Annotated in this window: 14 protein-coding genes and 1 pseudogene; 6 read left to right on the top strand and 9 right to left on the bottom strand. The window is 70.8% G+C overall.

All coding sequences use genetic code 11. The annotated features are described in order from the left end of the window. Positions 1 to 159: 159 nt before the first annotated feature. From ACFU53_RS37215 to iolC, 8 genes are all read right to left on the bottom strand, one after another. Positions 160 to 1740, bottom strand: coding sequence for a von Willebrand factor type A domain-containing protein (locus ACFU53_RS37215; protein WP_384002956.1), 1581 nt, complete (start codon positions 1738 to 1740; stop codon positions 160 to 162). A gap of 159 nt (positions 1741 to 1899) precedes the next feature. Then, a complete protein-coding gene (locus ACFU53_RS37210) occupies positions 1900 to 2781 on the bottom strand; it encodes an ABC transporter permease (protein ID WP_384002953.1) in 882 nt (293 codons plus the stop codon). After that, a complete protein-coding gene (locus tag ACFU53_RS37205) occupies positions 2778 to 5435 on the bottom strand; it encodes an alpha/beta fold hydrolase (protein ID WP_384002950.1) in 2658 nt (885 codons plus the stop codon). The genes ACFU53_RS37210 and ACFU53_RS37205 overlap by 4 nt, the downstream gene beginning before the upstream one ends. A gap of 440 nt (positions 5436 to 5875) precedes the next feature. Further along, positions 5876 to 7378, bottom strand: coding sequence for a CoA-acylating methylmalonate-semialdehyde dehydrogenase (gene mmsA, locus ACFU53_RS37200; protein ID WP_384002947.1), 1503 nt, complete (start codon positions 7376 to 7378; stop codon positions 5876 to 5878). Positions 7379 to 7394: 16 nt separating this feature from the next. Continuing rightward, complete coding sequence (gene iolD / locus ACFU53_RS37195) at positions 7395 to 9296, bottom strand: 3D-(3,5/4)-trihydroxycyclohexane-1,2-dione acylhydrolase (decyclizing) (protein ID WP_384002943.1); 1902 nt, start codon at positions 9294 to 9296, stop codon at positions 7395 to 7397. After that, on the bottom strand, positions 9293 to 10177 hold the full coding sequence (iolB, locus tag ACFU53_RS37190) for a 5-deoxy-glucuronate isomerase (RefSeq protein WP_384002940.1): 885 nt from the start codon (positions 10175 to 10177) through the stop codon (positions 9293 to 9295). The genes iolD and iolB overlap by 4 nt, the downstream gene beginning before the upstream one ends. 7 nt (positions 10178 to 10184) lie before the next feature. Next, a complete protein-coding gene (locus ACFU53_RS37185; protein WP_384002937.1) occupies positions 10185 to 11069 on the bottom strand; it encodes a deoxyribose-phosphate aldolase in 885 nt (294 codons plus the stop codon). Then, complete coding sequence (gene iolC, locus ACFU53_RS37180; protein ID WP_384002934.1) at positions 11066 to 12016, bottom strand: 5-dehydro-2-deoxygluconokinase; 951 nt, start codon at positions 12014 to 12016, stop codon at positions 11066 to 11068. The genes ACFU53_RS37185 and iolC overlap by 4 nt, the downstream gene beginning before the upstream one ends. Positions 12017 to 12140: 124 nt before the next feature. Between iolC and ACFU53_RS37175 the strand changes: the two genes are divergently transcribed. The 3 genes from ACFU53_RS37175 to ACFU53_RS37165 all read left to right on the top strand — a co-directional run bounded on the left by ACFU53_RS37175 (position 12141) and on the right by ACFU53_RS37165 (position 14284). After that, positions 12141 to 13058: a sugar phosphate isomerase/epimerase family protein gene (locus ACFU53_RS37175; RefSeq protein WP_384002931.1), complete on the top strand. Its 918-nt coding sequence runs from the start codon at positions 12141 to 12143 to the stop codon at positions 13056 to 13058. Between the two features lie 331 nt (positions 13059 to 13389). Next, the gene (locus ACFU53_RS37170; RefSeq protein ID WP_384002928.1) at positions 13390 to 13590 is read left to right on the top strand and encodes a helix-turn-helix transcriptional regulator; all 201 of its coding nucleotides are present in this window, start codon (positions 13390 to 13392) and stop codon (positions 13588 to 13590) included. Between the two features lie 61 nt (positions 13591 to 13651). Further along, positions 13652 to 14284: a GNAT family N-acetyltransferase gene (locus ACFU53_RS37165; RefSeq protein ID WP_384002925.1), complete on the top strand. Its 633-nt coding sequence runs from the start codon at positions 13652 to 13654 to the stop codon at positions 14282 to 14284. A gap of 28 nt (positions 14285 to 14312) precedes the next feature. On the opposite strand, the gene ACFU53_RS37160 is transcribed toward ACFU53_RS37165, so the two are convergent. After that, positions 14313 to 15386, bottom strand: coding sequence for a zinc-dependent alcohol dehydrogenase family protein (locus ACFU53_RS37160; RefSeq protein ID WP_384002922.1), 1074 nt, complete (start codon positions 15384 to 15386; stop codon positions 14313 to 14315). Positions 15387 to 15804: 418 nt separating this feature from the next. Here ACFU53_RS37160 and ACFU53_RS37155 point away from each other — a divergent pair. The 3 genes and pseudogenes from ACFU53_RS37155 to ACFU53_RS37145 form a co-directional block, all read left to right on the top strand. After that, positions 15805 to 16221 (top strand): annotated as a pseudogene (locus tag ACFU53_RS37155) (TetR/AcrR family transcriptional regulator); the annotation flags it as partial. Positions 16222 to 16425: 204 nt separating this feature from the next. Then, on the top strand, positions 16426 to 16665 hold the full coding sequence (locus ACFU53_RS37150) for a heavy-metal-associated domain-containing protein (protein ID WP_384002920.1): 240 nt from the start codon (positions 16426 to 16428) through the stop codon (positions 16663 to 16665). Positions 16666 to 16699: 34 nt separating this feature from the next. After that, a complete protein-coding gene (locus ACFU53_RS37145; protein WP_384002917.1) occupies positions 16700 to 18985 on the top strand; it encodes a heavy metal translocating P-type ATPase in 2286 nt (761 codons plus the stop codon). Positions 18986 to 19583: the final 598 nt, after the last annotated feature.

Here is a 19583-nt window from a genome sequence, read left to right as displayed (position 1 = left end):
GGTGCCGGTGAGCGCCGGTGAGCGAAACCCACCCGTGCCGCCCCCAGCGGCACGACTGCCCGCAGCTACGCGAGGCCACTGCGGCTGCATGTAGCTACGCGAGGTCGTCGCGGCGCACGCGGCTACGCCAAACGGTCGCGGCTGTCTGCGACCAGGTCGTCAAGTCAGCATCTCGTCCGCCGTTTTGATCGCTTCGGCGAGGTCGTACAGGTCCTTGTCCTCGCGGTCCCGGGCCAGGGCGTCGGCGCGGTAGGAGAGTTCGCGGAGCGAGGGGCGGGCCGGGAGGTCGGTCCAGCGGGTGTCCTCCTGGCGGAGGGTGTCGGCGAAGTAGGCGGCCACGGCGGCTACTTGGAGGCCATAGGGAGATGTGGCCCACAGGTCGTCGTGGAGGGTCGATGACTCCAGGCCGGCCGACTCCTCGTGCGGGGTGCGGTTGTCGGGGTCCAGCCAGCGAACCGTGGCGGTGGCGAGGTGGCCGCCTTCGGTGCCCGCCTTGGTGCGGACGAGGTAGAGGGCGGTGACGGTGTGGCCGGGGCCGATCTCGCCGCCGTCGACGCGGTCGTCGCGGAAGTCCTCGTCGGCGACCTGCCGGTTGTCGTAGCCGATCAGGCGGAACTCCTCGACCGTCGCCGGGTCGAAGGAGACCTGGGCCTTGGCGTCGCGGGCGGTGAGGTCGACGTGGCGGGGGAGTTCCTCGCAGAACACCTTTTCGGCCTCCTCCTCGGTGGAGACGTACGTGGTGTGGCCGTCGCCCTTGTCGGCGAGTTGTTCCATGAGGGCGTCGCCGTAGTCGCTGCCGACGCCGACGCCGAAGAGGGTGATGCCGTGTTCGCGGCGTTCGCTCGCGATGCGTTCGAGGATGGTGTCGGCATCGGTGGAGCCGGTGTTGGCGAGGGCGTCGGAGAGGAGCACGACGCGGTTGGTGGCGCCCTTGCGCAGGCCTTCGACGGCGGTCTCGTAGCCGGTCTCGACGCCCGCGGCGAGGTTGGTGGAGTCGGTGGGTTCCAGGCTGTCGACCGCCTCACGGATCTCGCCGCGGTTGTCGGCGAGGCGGGTCATCGGCAGGACGGTCTCGGCCTCGTCGCTGAAGGTGACGATGGCGACGGAGTCGTCGTCGCGCAGCCGGTTCGTCATCGTCTGCAGGGCCTCCTTGGCGAGGTCGAGGCGGCCCGGTTCGGACATGGAGCCGGAGACGTCGATGACGAAGGTGAGGGCGGCGGGAGGGCGCTTGCTGTCGCCCTCGGCGGCTCGGGTGGCGAGGCCGACGCGGACGAGGGACCACTCCATGCCCGTCGTGTAGGCACCGTCGACGGTGACCGAGAAGCCGTCGCCGTCGGGGCGTTCGTAGTCCTGGCGGAAGCTGTTGACGAACTCCTCCGGGCGGACCGTCGACGGGTCGGGCAGGCTGCCGTCGTCCAGGGTGCGGCGGACGTAGCCGTAGGAGGCGGTGTCGACGTCGAGGGCGAAGGTGGAGAGGTGGTCTGGGGACGGGGCGATGTCCCGGGACTCGTCGTCCGGCTGCTCGCCCCGCTGTTCACCGGTGCCGGTGCCCTCGGGTGCCGGGGCCGGGAAGCCGTCCGTCGTGCCGCCGTTCTGTGAGCGGTCGTACGCCGAGGAGTTGCCCCGGTCGACGCCGCCGTTGCCGCAGCCGGTGAGGAGCAGGGCTCCGGCCGTGCCCAGGGCGAGGAGTGCCGTGCCCATCCGTTGCCGTGTCGTCCCTGTCCTGCGATACGTGTGCATCCGGGCCCCCTAGCCACGTCAGCTGTCGCCTTTCCGCGGGCGACTGTTGTGACTGTGACGGCGGAGGGGGCCCGGATGTGCGCTACGGGGTGTTGCGGATGCGTCTCGAAGCGGCCACGACGGGGGCCTGTCGAGACCGGTGGGTGATCCTCCGTTGACCTAGGAGACGACGTCCTTGCGGCTGAAACCCCGGAAGGCCAGGGCGAACAGCACCAGCGCGTACGTTATGGAGATGGAGACGCCCTGGATCATGTCGGTGTAGTCGGGCTGCGGGTTGACGACGTCCAGCCAGGCGTACTGCCAGTGCGTGGGCAGGAAGTCGCGCCAGTCGCCGAGGGCGGTCACCTCGTCGAGGACGCTGCCGACGATGGTGAGCCCGACGGCGCCGCCGACCGCGCCGAGCGGGGCGTCGGTCTTCGTGGAGAGCCAGAACGCCATGGCCGCGGTGACCAGTTGGGACACGAAGATGTACGCCACGGTGATCAGCAGGGCCTGGGCGGCGGCGCCCGGCGCGATCTCACCGCCGGTGGGCAGCTCCAACGGACCCCAGCCGTACGCCGCCGTGCCGACGGCGAGTGCGACGACCGGCAGCAGCACCAGCGCCGCCAGGCTGAGGGTGAGGCCGACGACGAGCTTGGACCACAGCAGCCGGGCGCGGGGCACGGGCGCGGCGAGGAGGTAGCGCAGGGAGGCCCAGCTGGCCTCCGAGGCGACCGTGTCGCCGCAGAACAGCGCGACGGGGATGACGAGCAGGAAGCCCGCGGCGGCGAACAGGTTGACCGCGGCGAAGTTCGCGCCGGACGCCGTGGCCGTGTCCATCAGGTTGGCCCGGTTGTTGCCCTCGCCGGGTGTACCGCCGACCTGGAAGGCGATCAGCAGCACGAGCGGCAGGGCGAACAGGATGCCGCCCATGACCATCGTGCGCCGGCGCTTCAGCTGCCGGACCAGCTCGACCCCGAGGGGCAGGGTGCGGCCCGCGCGGTAGCCGTCGGCGACCTCGACGGGTTCTGCGTGCTCGGCACGCTCGGCCAGCGTGCTCATGCGGACTCTCCGATCAGGGTGAGGAAGGCGTCTTCGAGGCGGCGGTGCGGGCCGACCGACTCCACGGGTACTTCCAGCCGGACGAGTTCGGCGACCAGGCGCTGGGCGCTGCCGTCGGCGTCGAGGCGGACCACCAGGCCCTCGTCGGCACGGACGGCCGAGTCGACGCCCGGCAGGGCGGCGATCTTCTCGACGACGGGCTCGTCCACGGGCTCGGACGTGCCGACCAGCAGCGTGTCGCCGGAGCCGACGATCTCGCTCACGGGGCCCGCCTGGACGAGCTTGCCGTGATCCATGACGACCAGGTGCGTACAGGTCTGCTCGACCTCCGCCAGCAGGTGGCTGGAGACGATGACCGTGCGGCCGGCCGCCGCGTACCGGATCATGACCTCGCGCATCTCGCGGATCTGCGGCGGGTCGAGTCCGTTCGTCGGCTCGTCGAGTATCAGCAGGTCGGGCAGGCCGAGCATGGCCTGGGCGATGGCCAGGCGCTGGCGCATGCCCTGGGAGTAGGTGCGGACCGCGCGGGCCAGGGCGTCGCCGAGGCCGGCGATCTTCAGGGCCTCGTCGAGGTGGGCGTCCTCGGCCGGGCGGCCGGTGGCCGCCCAGTACAGCTCCAGGTTCTCGCGGCCGGACAGGTGCGGGAGGAAGCCCGCGCCCTCGACGAAGGCGCCGACCCGGGAGAGCACCGGGGCGCCCGGCACGATCGCGTGGCCGAAGACGCGGATCTGGCCGCCGTCCGGCTGGATCAGGCCCATCAGCATGCGCAGGGTCGTCGTCTTGCCCGCGCCGTTCGGCCCGAGGAGGCCGAGTACCTGGCCCTTCTCGACGCGGAAGGAGAGATCGCGGACGCTGTAGCGGTCACCGTTCTTGTACTTCTTGCTCAGGTCGGTGATCTGCAGCGGGACCTCGGCCAGCGCGGGATCCGGGGCCGGGGTGACGATGCGGCGGCGTCCCGTGACCAGCAGGACGGCCGCGATCACGGCGCCGCTGACCGGCAGGTACCAGACCCAGGCGGGCAGGACGTCCGTGCGGTCGGCCCGGCCGAGCGGCGTGGGCACCTCCAGGTCGCCCTTGAGGGAGACGGTGTACGTCGCCGGGGTCGTCGGGGAGGCGTAGCCGAGGTCGGTGGAGGCGAGGACGAGGCGCAGGCTGTGGCCGTCGTCGAGTTCGTGGTCGATGGCCGGGAGGGTGAGCTTCACGTCCTTGCCGGACTTCGCGCCCTCCACCCGGAGGGGCTCGACGAGCTGGGAGGGCAGGACCTGGGACCGGCCGTCCGGGCCTACGTCGTACACCTTGGCGAAGAGGACGGCGTCCTCGCTGGTCGACTTCACGTGGACCGTGGCCGTGGGCGAGCCGGTGATCTGGAGGTCGTCCGCGACGGGCTTCGACTGGAACGCGGCGAACTGGCCGGGGAAGTCGAGGGAGATACTGACGCCGAGCGAGGACAGCTGGGCGAGGCCGCCGCCGGCGCCGAGGCCGGGCAGGGCCGACACGGCGGGCGGGTTGGCGCCGGCCGGGTTCTCGAAGCTCTGCTCGCGTCCGGCGAGGGCGATCGACGTGGGGTCGCTCTCCAGGCCCGGGTAGGCGTCGTCGGTCGTGCCGCTCAGGCGGGGTTCGCCGTCGCCGGAGCCGGTGCCGAGGGTGCGGGTGACGCGGAACGCCGAGCCGGTGTCCGCGCTCTTGTCGTCCTTGAGGTAGCGGTCGAACCAGGAGTTCACCCGGGACTGGACACGGGAGGTCTCCATGTCGCCGCCGTCGTGGCCGCCGGAGATCCAGTCGACCTCCACGGGCGCGCCGTTGGCCTTGATCGCCTTGGCGGCGGCGTCGGCCTGACCGAGCGGGAAGAGGGAGTCGGTCTGGCCCTGGAGCAGCAGCGTGGGCACCTTGATGCGGTCGCCGACGGCCTCGGGGCTGCGCTCGTCGAGGAGCTTCACGGCCTCCGCGTCGGGCTGCCCGGACTCGGCGACCCGCTGGTACATCTCGCAGAGCTGCGTCTCGAACTTGTCGCAGCCGCCGCCGCTGTTGACGAAGAGGCCGGCCCACAGCTTCTTGAACACGCCGTTCGGGAAGAGGGCGTCCGACAGGTTCCAGTACGTGATCGCGGGGGCGATGGCGTCCACCCGGTCGTCGTACCCGGCGGCCAGCAGCGAGACCGCCCCGCCGTACGAGGCGCCGGCGGCGCCGACGCGCGGGTCGCCGTCCTTGTCCAGCTGGACGTCGGGGCGCTTCGCGAGCCAGTCGATCAGCTTGGAGACGTCGGCGACCTCGCCCTTCGGGTCGTTCAGGCCGATCTTGCCCGTCGACTCGCCGAAGCTGCGCGCGGACCAGGTCAGCACCGCGTAGCCGTCGCGGGCGAGGTCCTCGGCCTGCTGCCGGACGTCGTCCTTGCTGCCGCCGAAGCCGTGCGCGAGCAGGACGGCGGGGCGGCGGCCGTCCGAGCCGGAGGTGAAGTACGAGGTGTCGATGCGCACGCCCTCGGCCGTGCCCATGACCTGGTCGGTGCGCTTCACCGGCGCCGCTTCGTCCGAGGCGGTGGCCGTCCAGGTGCCCGCGCCGGCGAGCACGACGACGGCGGCCGCGGCGGCGATGGTCCGCCGCGGCCTCCGCCGCAGCGCTCCGCGCAGTCGCGGTCCGGGCATTCGAAGATCCATGCGTTCAACGGTAAGGGGCACCACCGGTGCCCCATGGCCCTCTCCGGGGTGAAGAGTGGGCCATCCCACGGTCGTACGGGAGGAATTCGGCATACAGCGGTCGCGGTATGCGGGGGTGGGGTGCGGAGCTGACAGCAACCTGATAAGTGGGGGCGGGCCCGGGTCTTTTCTCGCCCCCGCCGCCCCTTCCCGTCCCTTCCCGTCCCGTCCCCCAGGGGCTGTGCCCCTTCGACCCCCTTGGCGCCTCATAGTCGCCTCATAGCTCGGGGGGTGGGATTTGTTGGCGGGTGCGGGTTCGTCGTGGTTGATCGCGCAGTTCCCCGCGCCCCTTGAAGGCGGCTCGCCCGCGCCCCTTGAGAGAGGCTCCCCACGCCCCAGAAAAAACAGTTCCCCGCGGCCCTGACGGGGCGCGGGGAACTGCATGTGGACGGGCGTGGTGGTCAGTGGTTGCGCGGGAAGCCCAGGTCGACGCCGGTGGGGCCGTCGGCCGGGTCGGGCCAGCGGGTGGTGACGACCTTGCCCCGGGTGTAGAAGTGGGTGCCGTCGTTGCCGTAGATGTGGTGGTCGCCGAAGAGGGAGTCCTTCCAGCCGCCGAAGGAGTGGTAGCCGACGGGGACCGGGATCGGGACGTTGACGCCGACCATGCCGGCCTCGACCTCCAGCTGGAAGCGGCGGGCGGCGCCGCCGTCGCGGGTGAAGATCGCGGTGCCGTTGCCGAACGGGGAGGCGTTGATGAGGGCGATGCCCTCGTCGTAGGTGTCGACACGCAGCACGGTCAGCACCGGGCCGAAGATCTCGTCCTGGTATGCCTTCGCGGACGTGGGCACCTTGTCCAGCAGCGAGATGCCGATCCAGTGGCCGTCCTCGTAGCCCTCGACCGTGAAGCCGGTGCCGTCCAGGACGACTTCCGCACCCTCGGCCGCCGCGCCGGTGACATACGACGCCACCTTGTCGCGGTGCACCGCCGTGATCAGCGGGCCCATCTCGGAGGTCGGGTCGTTGCCGGGGCCGATCTTGATCTTCTCGGCGCGCTCGCGGATCTTGTCCACCAGTTCGTCGCCGATGGCTCCGACGGCGACCACGGCCGAGATCGCCATGCAGCGCTCGCCCGCCGAGCCGTAGGCCGCCGAGACGGCCGCGTCGGCCGCCGCGTCGAGGTCCGCGTCCGGGAGGACCAGCATGTGGTTCTTGGCGCCGCCCAGGGCCTGGACGCGCTTGTGGTTGGCGGCGGCCGTGGTGTGGATGTAGCGGGCGATCGGGGTCGAGCCGACGAAGGAGATCGCCTTGACGTCCGGGTGCTCCAGGAGGCGGTCCACCGCCACCTTGTCGCCGTGGACGACGTTGAAGACGCCGTCCGGCAGACCGGCTTCCGAGAGCAGTTCGGCGATCTTGATCGAGGCCGAGGGGTCCTTCTCGGACGGCTTGAGGATGAAGGTGTTGCCGGTCGCGATGGCGATCGGGAACATCCACATCGGGACCATCGCCGGGAAGTTGAACGGCGTGATGCCCGCCACGACACCCAGCGGCTGGCGGATCGAGGCGACGTCCACGCGGCTGGCGACCTGCGTCGACAGCTCGCCCTTCAGCTGCACGTTGATGCCGCAGGCCAGGTCGACGATCTCCAGGCCGCGCGCGACCTCGCCGAGCGCGTCGCTGTGCACCTTGCCGTGCTCGGCGGTGATCAGCTCCGCGATCGCGTCGCGGTTGGCGTCCAGCAGCGCGCGGAAGCGGAACAGGATCTCCGTGCGCTTGGCCAGCGACGACTGGCCCCAGGTGACATAGGCCTCCTTGGCGGTCCGCACCGCCGCGTCGACCTCGTCGACGGTCGCGAAGGCGACCTTGGTGGTGACCGCGCCGGTCGCCGGGTCCGTGACCGGCCCGAACGTACCCGACGCGCCTTCGACGGTCTTGCCGCCGATCCAGTGGTTGACGATCTTCGTCATGCCGAGAAACTCCTTCTCACAGATGGCGGCGTCGGGTTGAGACGTGCCGGTCGTACTCCTCGCGTGCCTTGACCGCCGACGCGCGGGTCGCGGTCTCGGCCACAGGTACATCCCACCAGGCCTGCGCGGGAGGCGGGCCCGACACTGTGTCTGCCGTTTGGGTCTCCACGTAGACACAAGTGGGAGTGTCGGCCGCCCGCGCCTCGGCGAGGGCGACGCGCAGGTCACGGACCGTCTTGGCGCGCAGGACGCGCATGCCGAGACTGGCCGCGTTGGCGGCGAGATCCACGGGCAGCGGGGTGCCCGTGAACGTGCCGTCGTCGGGGTTGCGGTGCCGGTAGGCGGTACCGAACCGCTCACCGCCGACCGTCTCCGAGAGGCCGCCGATGGAGGCGTACCCGTGGTTCTGCACGAGCAGCACCTTGATCGGGACGTTCTCCTGCACGGCCGTGACGATCTCGGTCGGCATCATCAGATAGGTGCCGTCGCCGACCAGTGCCCACACCGGGCGCCCGGGAGCGGCCAGCCGGACGCCGATCGCGGCCGGTATCTCGTACCCCATGCAGGAGTAGCCGTACTCCAGATGGTACTGGTCCCGCGATCGTGCCCGCCAGAGTTTGTGCAGGTCACCGGGGAGGGAACCGGCCGCGTTGATGAGGATGTCGGACTCGTCGACGATCTCGTCGAGCAGGCCGAGGACCTGGGCCTGGGTGGGCCGGGTGTCCGGCTCGTCGGCCTCGTAACAGGCGTCGACGCGGTGCTCCCAGCGCTGCTTGTCCTCCGCGTACTCGGCGACGTACGCGTCCGCGACCCGGTGCCCGTGCAGTTCCAGGGCCTCGGCGAGTGACTCCAGCCCCGACCGCGCGTCCGCGATCAGCGGCAGCCCGGAGAGCTTGTGGCCGTCGTAGGGCGCGATGTTGAGGTTGAGGAAGCGGACGCCGTCGGCGGCGAAGAGGGTGCCGGAGGCGGTGGTGAAGTCCGTGTACCGGGTGCCCACACCGATCACCAGGTCGGCGGTGCGGGCGAGTTCGTTCGCGGTCGCGGTGCCGGTGTGGCCGATGCCGCCCACGTCCTGGGGGTGGTCGTGGCGGAGGGAACCCTTGCCGGCCTGGGTGGAGGCGACGGGGATGCCCGTCGCGTCGGCCAGTTCGGCGAGCGTCTCCTCGGCGCGGGCGTGGTGGACACCGCCGCCGGCGACGATCAGGGGGCGGCGGGCCGCGCGGATCGCGCTGATCGCGGCGGCCAGTTCGGCGACGTCGGCCGCCGGGCGGCGGACGTTCCAGGTCCGCTCGGCGAAGAACTCCTCCGGCCAGTCGTACGCCTCCGCCTGCACGTCCTGCGGGAGGGCGAGGGTCACGGCCCCCGTCTCCACCGGGTCGGTGAGGACGCGCATCGCCTGGAGCGCGGCCGGGATCAGGGCCTCGGGGCGGGTGATCCGGTCGAAGTACCTCGACACCGGGCGCAGCGTGTCATTGACGCTGATGTCGCCCGCGTAAGGGACTTCGAGCTGCTGGAGGACCGGGTCGGCCGGGCGGGTGGCGAAGATGTCGCCGGGGAGCAGCAGGACCGGGAGGTGGTTGATGGTGGCGAGGGCGGCGCCGGTGACGAGGTTGGTGGCGCCGGGCCCGATGGACGTCGTCACGGCGTGCGTGGACAGCCGGTTCGACTGCCGGGCGTAGCCGACGGCCGCGTGCACCATCGACTGCTCGTTGCGGCCCTGGAGGTACGGCATGTCGTCGGCGTACTCGATCAGCGCCTGGCCGAGGCCCGCGACGTTGCCGTGGCCGAAGATGCCCCAGGTGGCGCCGATCAGCCGCTGCCGCTCGCCGTCGCGCTCGGTGTACTGAACGGAGAGGAACCGCACCAGCGCCTGCGCGACGGTGAGTCGCGTCGTCGTCGAGGACGGCTTGGAGGTCATCGGTATCCCTCCGTGTGATCGGGGTGGAAGCAGATTCGCCACTGCCGCTCGGAGCCCGGGCCGGCCATCACGTTCAGGTAGTACATGCTGTGGCCGGGCTGCGCGATGGACGGGCCGTGCCAGCCGTCGGGCACGAGCACCGCGTCACCGGAACGGACCTCGGCGAGCACCTCGGAGCCGCCCTCGCGCGAGGGGGACACGCGCTGATAGCCGAAGCCGTGGGGACCGTCGATCTCGAAGTAGTAGATCTCCTCGAGCTCGGTCTCCTCCCCCGGCCGGTTCTCGTCGTGCTTGTGCGGCGGGTACGAGGACCAGTTGCCGCCGGGGGTGATGACCTCGACGGTGATCAGCTTGTCGCACTCGAAGGCGTCGGCGGAGGCGAAGTTGCGCACCTGACGGGCGCAGTTGCCGCTGCCTCGGTCTTCCACGGGGACCTCCGGCGCGGGGCCGTAGCGGGCGGGGAGTAGTCGCTCGCACTTCGCTCCTGCCAAAGCGAAGCGGCCTCCCGCGCCGGAGGCGATCTGTACCCGGGCGTCACGGGGCGCGTACACGAAGTCGGAGACTCCGGCGAACACGCTCTCCCTGCCCAGGATCTGAAACTCTTGGTCCTCTTCGCCGCCGGGTTCACCGGATCCACCGGGTGTAACCGATTCACCCGATTCACCCGATTCGCCCGAGACCCGCACCGTACAACCGCCGTTGAGGGACAGCACGATCCACTCGCTGTCCCCGGTCGTGAACATGTGAGTCCCGCCCGGCTCCAACTCCACGATCCGCAGGCTGCTGTGGGTCCAGCCGGCCCGCTTCGGGTCGATGTCGACGACGTACTGCGCGTTCGCGGTCGCACCCTTGGGTACGTACAGCTCGGTCTTCTGTGTCATGCGGCCCTCACAACAGTCCTACGGCGGTGTCCACGGCGGCGGTGACGTCGTCGTCCGCCGGGTAGAGCAACGAGCGGCCGACCACCAAACCCTGCACGGTGGGCAGTTGCAGCGCGCCCCGCCACTTCTCGTACGCGCCCTCCTGGTCCTCGCCGACATCGCCGCCGAGCAGCACGGCGGGCAGCGTCGAGGTCTCCATCACGCGGGCCATGTCGTCCGGGTTCTCGGTGACGGGCACCTTCAGCCAGGTGTACGCCGAGCTGCCGCCGAGCCCGGCCGCTATGGCGATCGACTTGGTGACGGCGTCGGCGCTCAGGTCGTTCTTGACCTTGCCGGTGAGGGGGTCGCGGCGGCTGATGAACGGCTCGACGAACACGGGGAGCCCACGCTCGGCCATGGCGTCCACGGCACGGGCGGTGGACTCCAGGGTGGTGAGGGAGCCCGGGTCGTCGTAGTCGACGCGCAGCAGGAGCTTGCCGGCGTCGAAGCCGAGGCGCTCCATGTCCTCGGGGCGGTGGCCGGTGAAACGGTCGTCCAGTTCGAAGCTGGCGCCCGCGAGACCGCCCCGGTTCATCGACCCCATGACGACCTTGCCGTCGAGGGCGCCGAGGAGGAGCAGGTCGTCGAGGATGTCGGCGGTCGCGAGGACACCGTCCACACCGGGGCGGGACAGTGCCAGGCACAGTCGTTCGAGGAGGTCGGCCCGGTTCGCCATGGCGAGCTTGCGGTCACCGACGGAGAGGGCGCCTCGGGCCGGGTGGTCGGCGGCGACGATCATCAGCCGGCCGGAGTCGCCGATCAGGGGGCGCCGGATACGCCGGGCGGCGGCCTCGGCGATCGCCTCGGGGTGGTGGACGCGGGTGCGGACGAGGGCGGAGACGTCGACGTTCACAGGACTGCTCCCGCCGCGACCGCTGTCTCGATCTCTTCCACCGTGGGCATGGCGGACGAGCACTCCAGGCGGGAGGCGACGATGGCGCCGGCCGCGTTGGCGTGCCGCATGATCTTTTCCAGGCCCCAGCCTTCGAGCAGGCCGTGGCAGAGGGAGCCGCCGAAGGCGTCTCCGGCGCCGAGGCCGTTCAGGACGTTGACGGGGAGGGGCGGGACCTCGGCGGACTCGCCCTTGCTGTTGACCGCGAGGACGCCCTTGGGGCCCTGTTTGACGACCGCCAGTTCGACCCCGGCGTCGAGGAGCGCGCGGGCGGCGGCCTGCGGCTCGCGGACACCGGTCGCGACCTCGACCTCGTCGAGGTTGCCGACCGCGACGGTCGTGTGCCGCAGGGCCTCCTCGTAGAACGGGCGGGCCTCGGCCGGGTCGGTCCAGAACATGGGGCGCCAGTCGAGGTCGAAGACCGTCGTACCGGCCTTGGCCCGGTGGGCGAGGGCCGCGAGCGTCGCCGTACGGCTGGGCTCCTCGCTCAGGCCGGTGCCGGTGACCCAGAAGATCCGGGTCCCGGCGATGGCGTCGAGGTCCAGCTCGTGGGCGTCGATCTCCAGGTCCGGGGCCTTGGGGCGGCGGTAGAAGTACAGCGGGAAGTCGTCCGGCGGGAAGACCTCGCAGAAGGTGACGGGGGTCTGCAGGCCCGGGACCGGGGTGACCCAGCGGTCGTCCACGCCGAAGTCGCGCAGCGCCTGGTGGAGGTACTCGCCGAAGGGATCCTCGCCCGTGCGGGTGATGACGGCGGTGGTGCGGCCGAGGCGGGACGCGGCCACCGCGACGTTCGTCGCCGATCCGCCGAGGAACTTCCCGAAGGACGTCACCTGCGGCAGCGGGACCCCCGTCTGCAACGGGTAGAGGTCCACACCGATCCGCCCCATGGTGATCAGGTCGTACGCCATCGAGTTCCCTTCATGCGCCGGTTGCGACAAGGTCTAGCCCCGCCGGAGCGACCCTGTCAATACTTTGTCCAGACATTCGGACTACCTATTGACACGCTCCGCTCCGGGGCTGAAGCTGACTCCCATGACGTCGTTGTCACCTCAGTCCTCACTCTCGCGCATCCGAGTCGGCTCGGCGCCCGACTCCTGGGGCGTCTGGTTCCCCGACGACCCCCAGCAGGTCCCCTGGCAGCGCTTCCTCGACGAGGTCGCCGCTTCCGGCTACGAGTGGATCGAGCTGGGCCCGTACGGCTATCTGCCGACCGACCCGGCGGTCCTCGCCGAGGAGACCGCCAAACGCGGCCTGAAAGTGTCGGCCGGCACGGTCTTCACCGGGCTGCACCACGGCCCCGACGTCTGGGAGAAGACCTGGGCGCACGTGGCCGACAACGCGGTCCTCGCGCAGGCCATGGGCGCCAAGCACCTCGTCGTCATCCCGTCGTTCTGGCGGGACGACAAGACGGGCAAGGTGCTGGAGCCCAGCGAGCTGACCGTCGAGCAGTGGCGGTACCTCACCCAGCTGACCGAGCGGCTCGGGCGGGAGGTGCGGGAGAAGTACGGCCTCCAGATCGTCGTCCACCCGCACGCCGACACCCACATCGACAGCGAGGAGAACGTCGTCCGCTTCCTGGACGGGACCGACTCGTCGGTGGTGTCGCTGTGCCTCGACACCGGGCACTACGCCTACTGCGGCGGCGACAGCGTCAAGCTGATCGAGACGTACGGGGAGCGCATCGGGTACCTGCACCTCAAGCAGGTCGACCCCGAGATCCTGGCCGACGTCCGCGCGAACGAGATTCCGTTCGGGCCGGCCGTGGCCAAGGGTGTGATGTGTGAGCCGCCGAAGGGTGTGCCCGAGCTGGGGCCGGTGCTGGCTGCTGCGCAGAAGCTGGACGTGGACTTGTTCGCGATCGTCGAGCAGGACATGTATCCCTGTGAGCCGGACAAGCCGTTGCCCATCGCTCAGCGGACTCGGGCCTTCTTGAGGTCTTGCGGTGCGTAGGTTTTTGGCTCGGAAGCGGTGGGGGACTGCGGATCGTTCGAGGCTGCGGGTGGTTCGTGGCTGATCGCGCAGTTCCTCGCGCCCCTTCAGGGCGCTGCCCTTGCCCCTGAGTAGCAAGGCGCGCTAATTCGTCACTCTCGTCACAAAAAACACCTTCCTGTCACACATGTCATGTGTATGCGGGGCTTCCGTCACATGTGATCCACCGGCCCTTGCCGGTGGTCACCGGGTGTCGTTCACCGGGCACAGGCTTGTGATCGCCAGCGCAGTGCCCGGCTCCCCCAACGGTCCTCCCGGCCGACGCCGTGGTGCGCGCAGGGAGGTGCCACTGATGACCGACCGACGCCTATGGTCGTACAAGGACATCGCGGCGCACATCCGTGTGCAGCCCGACACCGTCCGCTCGTACCGCAAACACGGGCTGCTGCCGCCCCCCGACCACATGGAGAACGGCAAGCCCTACTGGTACGCCGACACCGTCCGCGCCTGGGTCGCCTCCAGGCCGGGCAACCGAGGGCGCAAGGGCGACTGATCCGCCCCGCATCACGCTTATTCATTTGTCCCCGGGTCCGTCGGCTGTCCAGGATCCGGGGATGAGCTTTTCCGGGAAACCCGTACTCACCGGTGAGAGGGCCGTGCTGCGGCCGTTCACCGAAGACGACGCGTCCGTGATGGCGCGGATCCTGGCCGACCCGGAGGTCGTGCGGCTGACCGGCAGCCCTACCGAGGAGTTCGGTCTGGACCGGCTGCGATCCTGGTACGGCAGCCGCAACGGCCAGGCCGATCGGCTCGACCTCGGCATCGTGGACCGGGCGAGCGGCGAGCTGGTGGGTGAGGCCGTGCTCAATGAATGGGACGAGGCCAACCGCAGCTGCTGCTTCCGGATCCTGATCGGACCTGGTGGACAAGACCGGGGGCTGGGGACGGAAGCCGTGCGGCTGGCGGTCGGCCATGCCTTCGAGGGGCTTGGGCTGCACCGCGTGTCGTTGTATGTCTTCAGCCACAACCCCCGGGCTCGGCGCACCTACGAGAAGGTCGGGTTCGTGGCCGAGGGGGTCGAGCGGCAGACGCTGTGGCAGGGCGGGGAGTGGATCGACGCCGTACGGATGTCGATCCTCGCGCCGGAGTGGGCCGCCCATCGGGGGCGGCCCGGCAGCGAACGGCCCGGCAGCGGACGGCCCGGCAGTGAGCGGTCCGGCAGCGGACGGCCCGGCAGCGGACGGTAGGGCAGTGGGCGGTAGGGCAGTGGGCGGGTCAGCTCCACGGTTCGATGACCGTCACTCCGCTGCCGGGTGCCGTGCCCATCGCCGCGAGCGCGGCGGGGGCCGCGTCCAAGGGGATCGTCGAGGTCACCAGGAGGTCGGGGCGGAGGATGCCCGCTCGGACCAGCTCCAGCATCTGGGGGTAGGCGTGGGCCGCCATGCCGTGGCTGCCCAGGAGTTCGAGTTCCAGGGCGATGGCTCGGGCCATGGGGACGGGGGTGGTGCCGGTCTCGGAGGGAAGCAGGCCCACCTGGATGTGGCGGCCTCGGCGGCGGAGGCTGTTGACGGAGGCCGCGCAGGTGGCCGGGGAACCGAGGGCGTCGAGGGAGAGGTGGGCACCGCCGCCGGTCAGGTCGTGTATCGCTGCGGCCGTGCCCGCTCCGGCCGTGCCCGCTCCGGCTGAGTCCGTTACGGCTGACGCGTCCACGCATTCCGCCGCGCCGAACTTGCGGGCCAGGTCCAGGGCTTGAGGGGATACGTCGACGGCGATCACCCTCGCGCCGGAGGCCGCCGCGATCATCACGGCGGAGAGGCCCACACCGCCGCAGCCGTGGACGGCGACCCACTCCCCCGCCGCGACGCGGCCCTGCGTGACGACCGCGCGGAACGCCGTGGCGAAGCGGCAGCCCAGTGAGGCCGCCGTGCCGTACGACAGCTCCTCCGGCAGCGCCACCAGGTTCACGTCGGCGTGGTCCAGGGCGACGTACTGGGCGAACGAGCCCCAGTGGGTGAACCCCGGCTGGGTCTGCCGCTCGCACACCTGCTGGTCTCCGGCCGCGCAGGCGGGGCAGCCGCCGCAGGCGCACACGAAGGGGACGGTGACCCGGTCGCCGGGGCGCCAGCCGGTCACCGCCGTGCCTGTCGCCTCCACGACGCCGGCAAGTTCGTGGCCGGGTACGTGCGGGAGGGTGATGTCGGGGTCGTGGCCCTGCCAGCCGTGCCAGTCGCTGCGGCAGAGGCCGGTGGCTTCGACCCGCACGACGACTCCGTGGGGGGTGGGGGTGGGGGCGGCGACGTCCTTTACTGTGGCCGGCTCTCCGAATTGTTCGAACACCACCGCGCGCATGTGTCCCACCTTTCGATTGTGGGCCGTTGATCCCTTCTGGGCCCCGGTCAGCATCGCATCGTGGGACGAAGGTTCCTCGCCCCCGCCGCCCCTACCCGTCCCATCCTCCAGGGGCTGTGCCCCTTCGACCCCCTTCGCGCTGCGCGCGGGCGTTCGGGGGGTGAGTGGGTGAGTGCGGGTTCGGTGGGGGTTCTCGCGCAGTTCCCCGCACCCCTGGACGGTGCGTGACTCGGCCGTCACGGGGAACTGATGGTCGCGGGCTGTGCCGAGCCTCACACCCAGGAACGGGAGGCCAGGAAGGAGCAGGTCGGCGGCGGTAGCGAACCCCAGGGCTTCATTCCGGCGAGGAATCGCATCCTTCTGGTCGCGGCGCGCTGCTTCGGATTCACCCAACGCAGCGCCACAGCCAGTGGCGCCCGCGCTCGCCCCGGTGGATCCGGCCACCCCGCTGGAGGAGGCCGTGGCCGGCGCCGTCGACCGTTTCATCGACTTCAACTGCCGGCACCCGGTGATCTTCACCCTGATGCACGGCCCGGACACCCCCGGCCGGATCGCCGAGCAGCACGACGCCCTGCACACGGCCCTGCTCACGCGGATCGAGGCGCTGCTGGCACCCTTCCTGCCCGACACACCGGCCGCCGACATCACGCGCACCGCGCACGTCTGCGTGGCCATGTACAAGGCCGGCCTGGAGCTGGTGCTCAGCCGCGAGGGCGCCGAGCGCGACGCCTACATCCAGGAGCTGAAGAACGTCCTGCTCCGCTACCTGGAACCCCTGGTGGGCGACTGCCTGCCCGCCGGACCCACGAACGCCCCCCGGACCCCGGCACCCTGACCGGGTCGGCCCCGACCGGCCCGACCCGGCCCGGCCCCACGAGAACCCGCCGCACCCAGCCAACAAAAACCTTCCGCACCCCGGACACCCCCGGCACCCCACCGCCCCGGCCGGACCCCTCTTGGATTCATACCCCTAGGGGGTATAAAGTAGATGCCCTGAAGGGTTACTCGAACCCCACACGCCCCGACGAGGAGTAACGACATGACCGTCGAGACCGACACCCAGGGTTCCGTCACCACCGTCTACAAGGTGAGCGGAATGAGCTGCGGGCACTGCGAAGGCGCCGTTTCGGGCGAGATCACCCAGATCGCCGGCGTCTCCTCCGTGAAGGCCGTCGCCTCCACCGGTGAGGTCACCGTGGTCTCGGCCGCCCCGCTCGACGAGGAGGCCGTGCGCGCCGCCGTCGACGAGGCGGGCTTCGAGCTGGCCGGCAAGGCCTGAGGCCGGCATCGGTACGGACATCTCAGGCACGGACATGACGAGCACCACCACAGCGGCCCCCATAAGTGAGCCCGTCCATGAGGTCGAGCTGACCATCGGCGGGATGACCTGCGCGTCCTGCGCGGCCCGCGTCGAGAAAAAGCTCAACCGCCTGGACGGGGTCACCGCCTCGGTGAACTACGCGACGGAGAAGGCGAAAGTCACCTACCCCGCAGGGGTGGAGGTCGCCGACCTCATCGCCACCGTGGTGAAGACGGGCTACACGGCCGAGGAGCCACCGCCCCCGGCTCCCCCGGAGGCCGAGCGGGAAGACCCCTCCCGGGCCCAGGAGGCGGACCCGGGACTCGCCTCCCTGCGGCAGCGGCTCACCGTCTCGGCGCTGCTCGCGGCACCCGTGATCCTCATGTCCATGGTCCCCGCCCTGCAGTTCGACAACTGGCAGTGGCTCTCACTGACGCTCGCCGCGCCGGTCGTCGTATGGGGCGGGCTGCCCTTCCACCGGGCCGCGCTCACCAACCTCCGGCACGGCGCGGCCACGATGGACACGCTCGTCTCGGTCGGCACGCTCGCCGCCTTCGGCTGGTCCCTGTGGGCCCTCTTCCGGGGGCACGCGGGCATGCCGGGCATGCGGCACGGCTTCGAGTTCGCCGTCTCGCGCACTTCGGGCTCGTCGACGATCTACCTCGAAGTGGCCGCCGGGGTCGTGGCGTTCATCCTGCTCGGCCGCTATCTGGAGGCCCGCTCCAAGCGTCGCGCGGGCGCCGCGCTCAAGGCGCTGCTGAAGCTGGGCGCCAAGGACGTCTCCGTGCTCCGCCAGGGGCGTGAGGTGCGGATCCCGGTGGGACAGCTCGTCGTCGGCGACCGTTTCGTCGTACGCCCCGGGGAGAAGTTCGCCACCGACGGCACCGTCGTCGAGGGCGTCTCCGCCGTCGACGCGTCCATGCTGACCGGCGAGTCGGTGCCGGTGGACGTGACGGTCGGGGACACCGTCACGGGCGGGACCGTGAACGCCGGGGGCCGACTGGTCGTCGAGGCGACCCGGATCGGCGCGGACACCCAGCTGGCCCGGATGGCACGACTGGTGGAGGACGCGCAGAACGGCAAGGCGGAGGTGCAGCGGCTCGCCGACCGGATCTCGGCGGTGTTCGTCCCCGTCGTCATCCTGATCGCGGTCGCCACCTTCGGCGCCTGGCTCGGCCTCACGGACGACACCACCGCCGCCTTCACGGCGGCCGTCGCGGTGCTGATCATCGCCTGCCCGTGCGCGCTCGGCCTCGCCACCCCGACCGCCCTGATGGTCGGCACGGGCCGCGGCGCCCAGCTCGGCATCCTCATCAAGGGCCCCGAGGTCCTTGAGTCCACCCGCCGCGTCGACACCGTCGTCCTGGACAAGACCGGCACCGTCACCACCGGCCGGATGACACTCCAGAAGGTGTACGTCACCGAAGACGCCATCGGAGACGCCCTCGAAGACATCACCGAGGAGGACGTACTGCGTCTCGCGGGCGCCGTCGAACACGCCTCCGAACACCCGGTGGGCCGGGCCATCGCCGCGGGCGCCGAGGACCGCGTCGGCGAGCTGCCACCCGTCGAGCGCTTCGAGAACCTCCCCGGAAGGGGCGTACGCGGCCTCGTGGAGGGCTACGACGTCCAGGTGGGCCGGATCCATGACCGACCGCTCCCCGAGGCCCTGAAGAGCGCCAAGGAGGCCGCCGAGGACGAGGGGCACACGGCGGTCGCGGTTGTGCGCGACGGTGTGGCACTCGGTGTCGTCACGGTCGCCGACGCGATCAAGGACACCAGCGCCGAGGCCGTACGGCTCCTGCGGGCGCTCGGGCTCACACCGGTGCTGCTGACCGGGGACAACGAGCGGGTGGCCCGGTCCGTGGCCGCGGCGGTCGGCGTCTCCCCCGAGCACGTGATCGCCGAGGTGCTGCCGCGGGACAAGGTCGACGTCGTGCGCCGGCTCCAGGGCGAGGGCCGTACGGTCGCGATGGTCGGCGACGGGGTCAACGACGCGGCGGCGCTGGCCGCGGCCGACCTGGGGCTCGCCCTGGGCACGGGGACGGACGCGGCGATCGAGGCGGGCGATCTGACGCTCGTCCGCGGGGACCTGCGGGTGGCCGCCGACGCCATCCGGCTGTCGCGGCGGACCCTGTCCACGATCAAGGGCAATCTGGCCTGGGCCTTCGGATACAACCTGGCAGCGCTGCCGCTGGCCGCCGCCGGGCTGCTCAACCCGATGGTCGCGGGGGCGGCTATGGCCTTTTCGTCCGTTTTCGTGGTAACGAACAGCTTGCGACTCAGGACATTTTCGTGACCGTCGGGCAAAAGTCCCTCTAGAGTCCGGAAGCAGCCTCACATAAGCTCTTCACAAGGCTCGCGCATCATCCTTACGCTGGGGCCTCGATCACCGAATCGTGTCTCTTGCGTATCTTCAGGACATATGGCAAGAGACGCAGATCACAGTGATGTGAACGTAACCATCGAAGGGGTTCGTGAGTCTAAGTTGGCGATGTCAGAAGCGTCTTGGGGGGCGTGACTGGCATCTGGGGATGTCTTGGGGGACGTTCCCGGAATTGCGTTGCCGGGGCACGTGCACCGGGGAGCTTTGAGCGGCCCTCCCGTACGTACGCGTCCCGGCAGACCGCACACCGCCGCACAACAGATTGAGACAGGTAGGACGAGTTCTGCTCGTTCTGCTCAGCGATTCAGGCGCTGGTCCACCAGACGCCCGGCCGGATCCCGTGGGGGGAATCCGCACCGGGACATGGGAAGGCGCCCTGCTCGCCGGCCCGTGGGGGGACCAGCGTTGCAGGGCGCCTTCTCTTATTTTTGCGGGGCTCGGTTCGCCTCCGGGGCGCTGAAGCCTGTGTCGAGAGGGCGATCGTGCTCGACCCTGCGGGCCTCCGCGCGTT

This window comes from Streptomyces sp. NPDC057474 (assembly GCF_042802555.1).
Taxonomy (GTDB): Bacteria; Actinomycetota; Actinomycetes; order Streptomycetales; family Streptomycetaceae; genus Streptomyces.
Note: the sequence above shows the minus strand (reverse complement) of the source record. Positions and strands in the feature narration are given on the sequence as shown.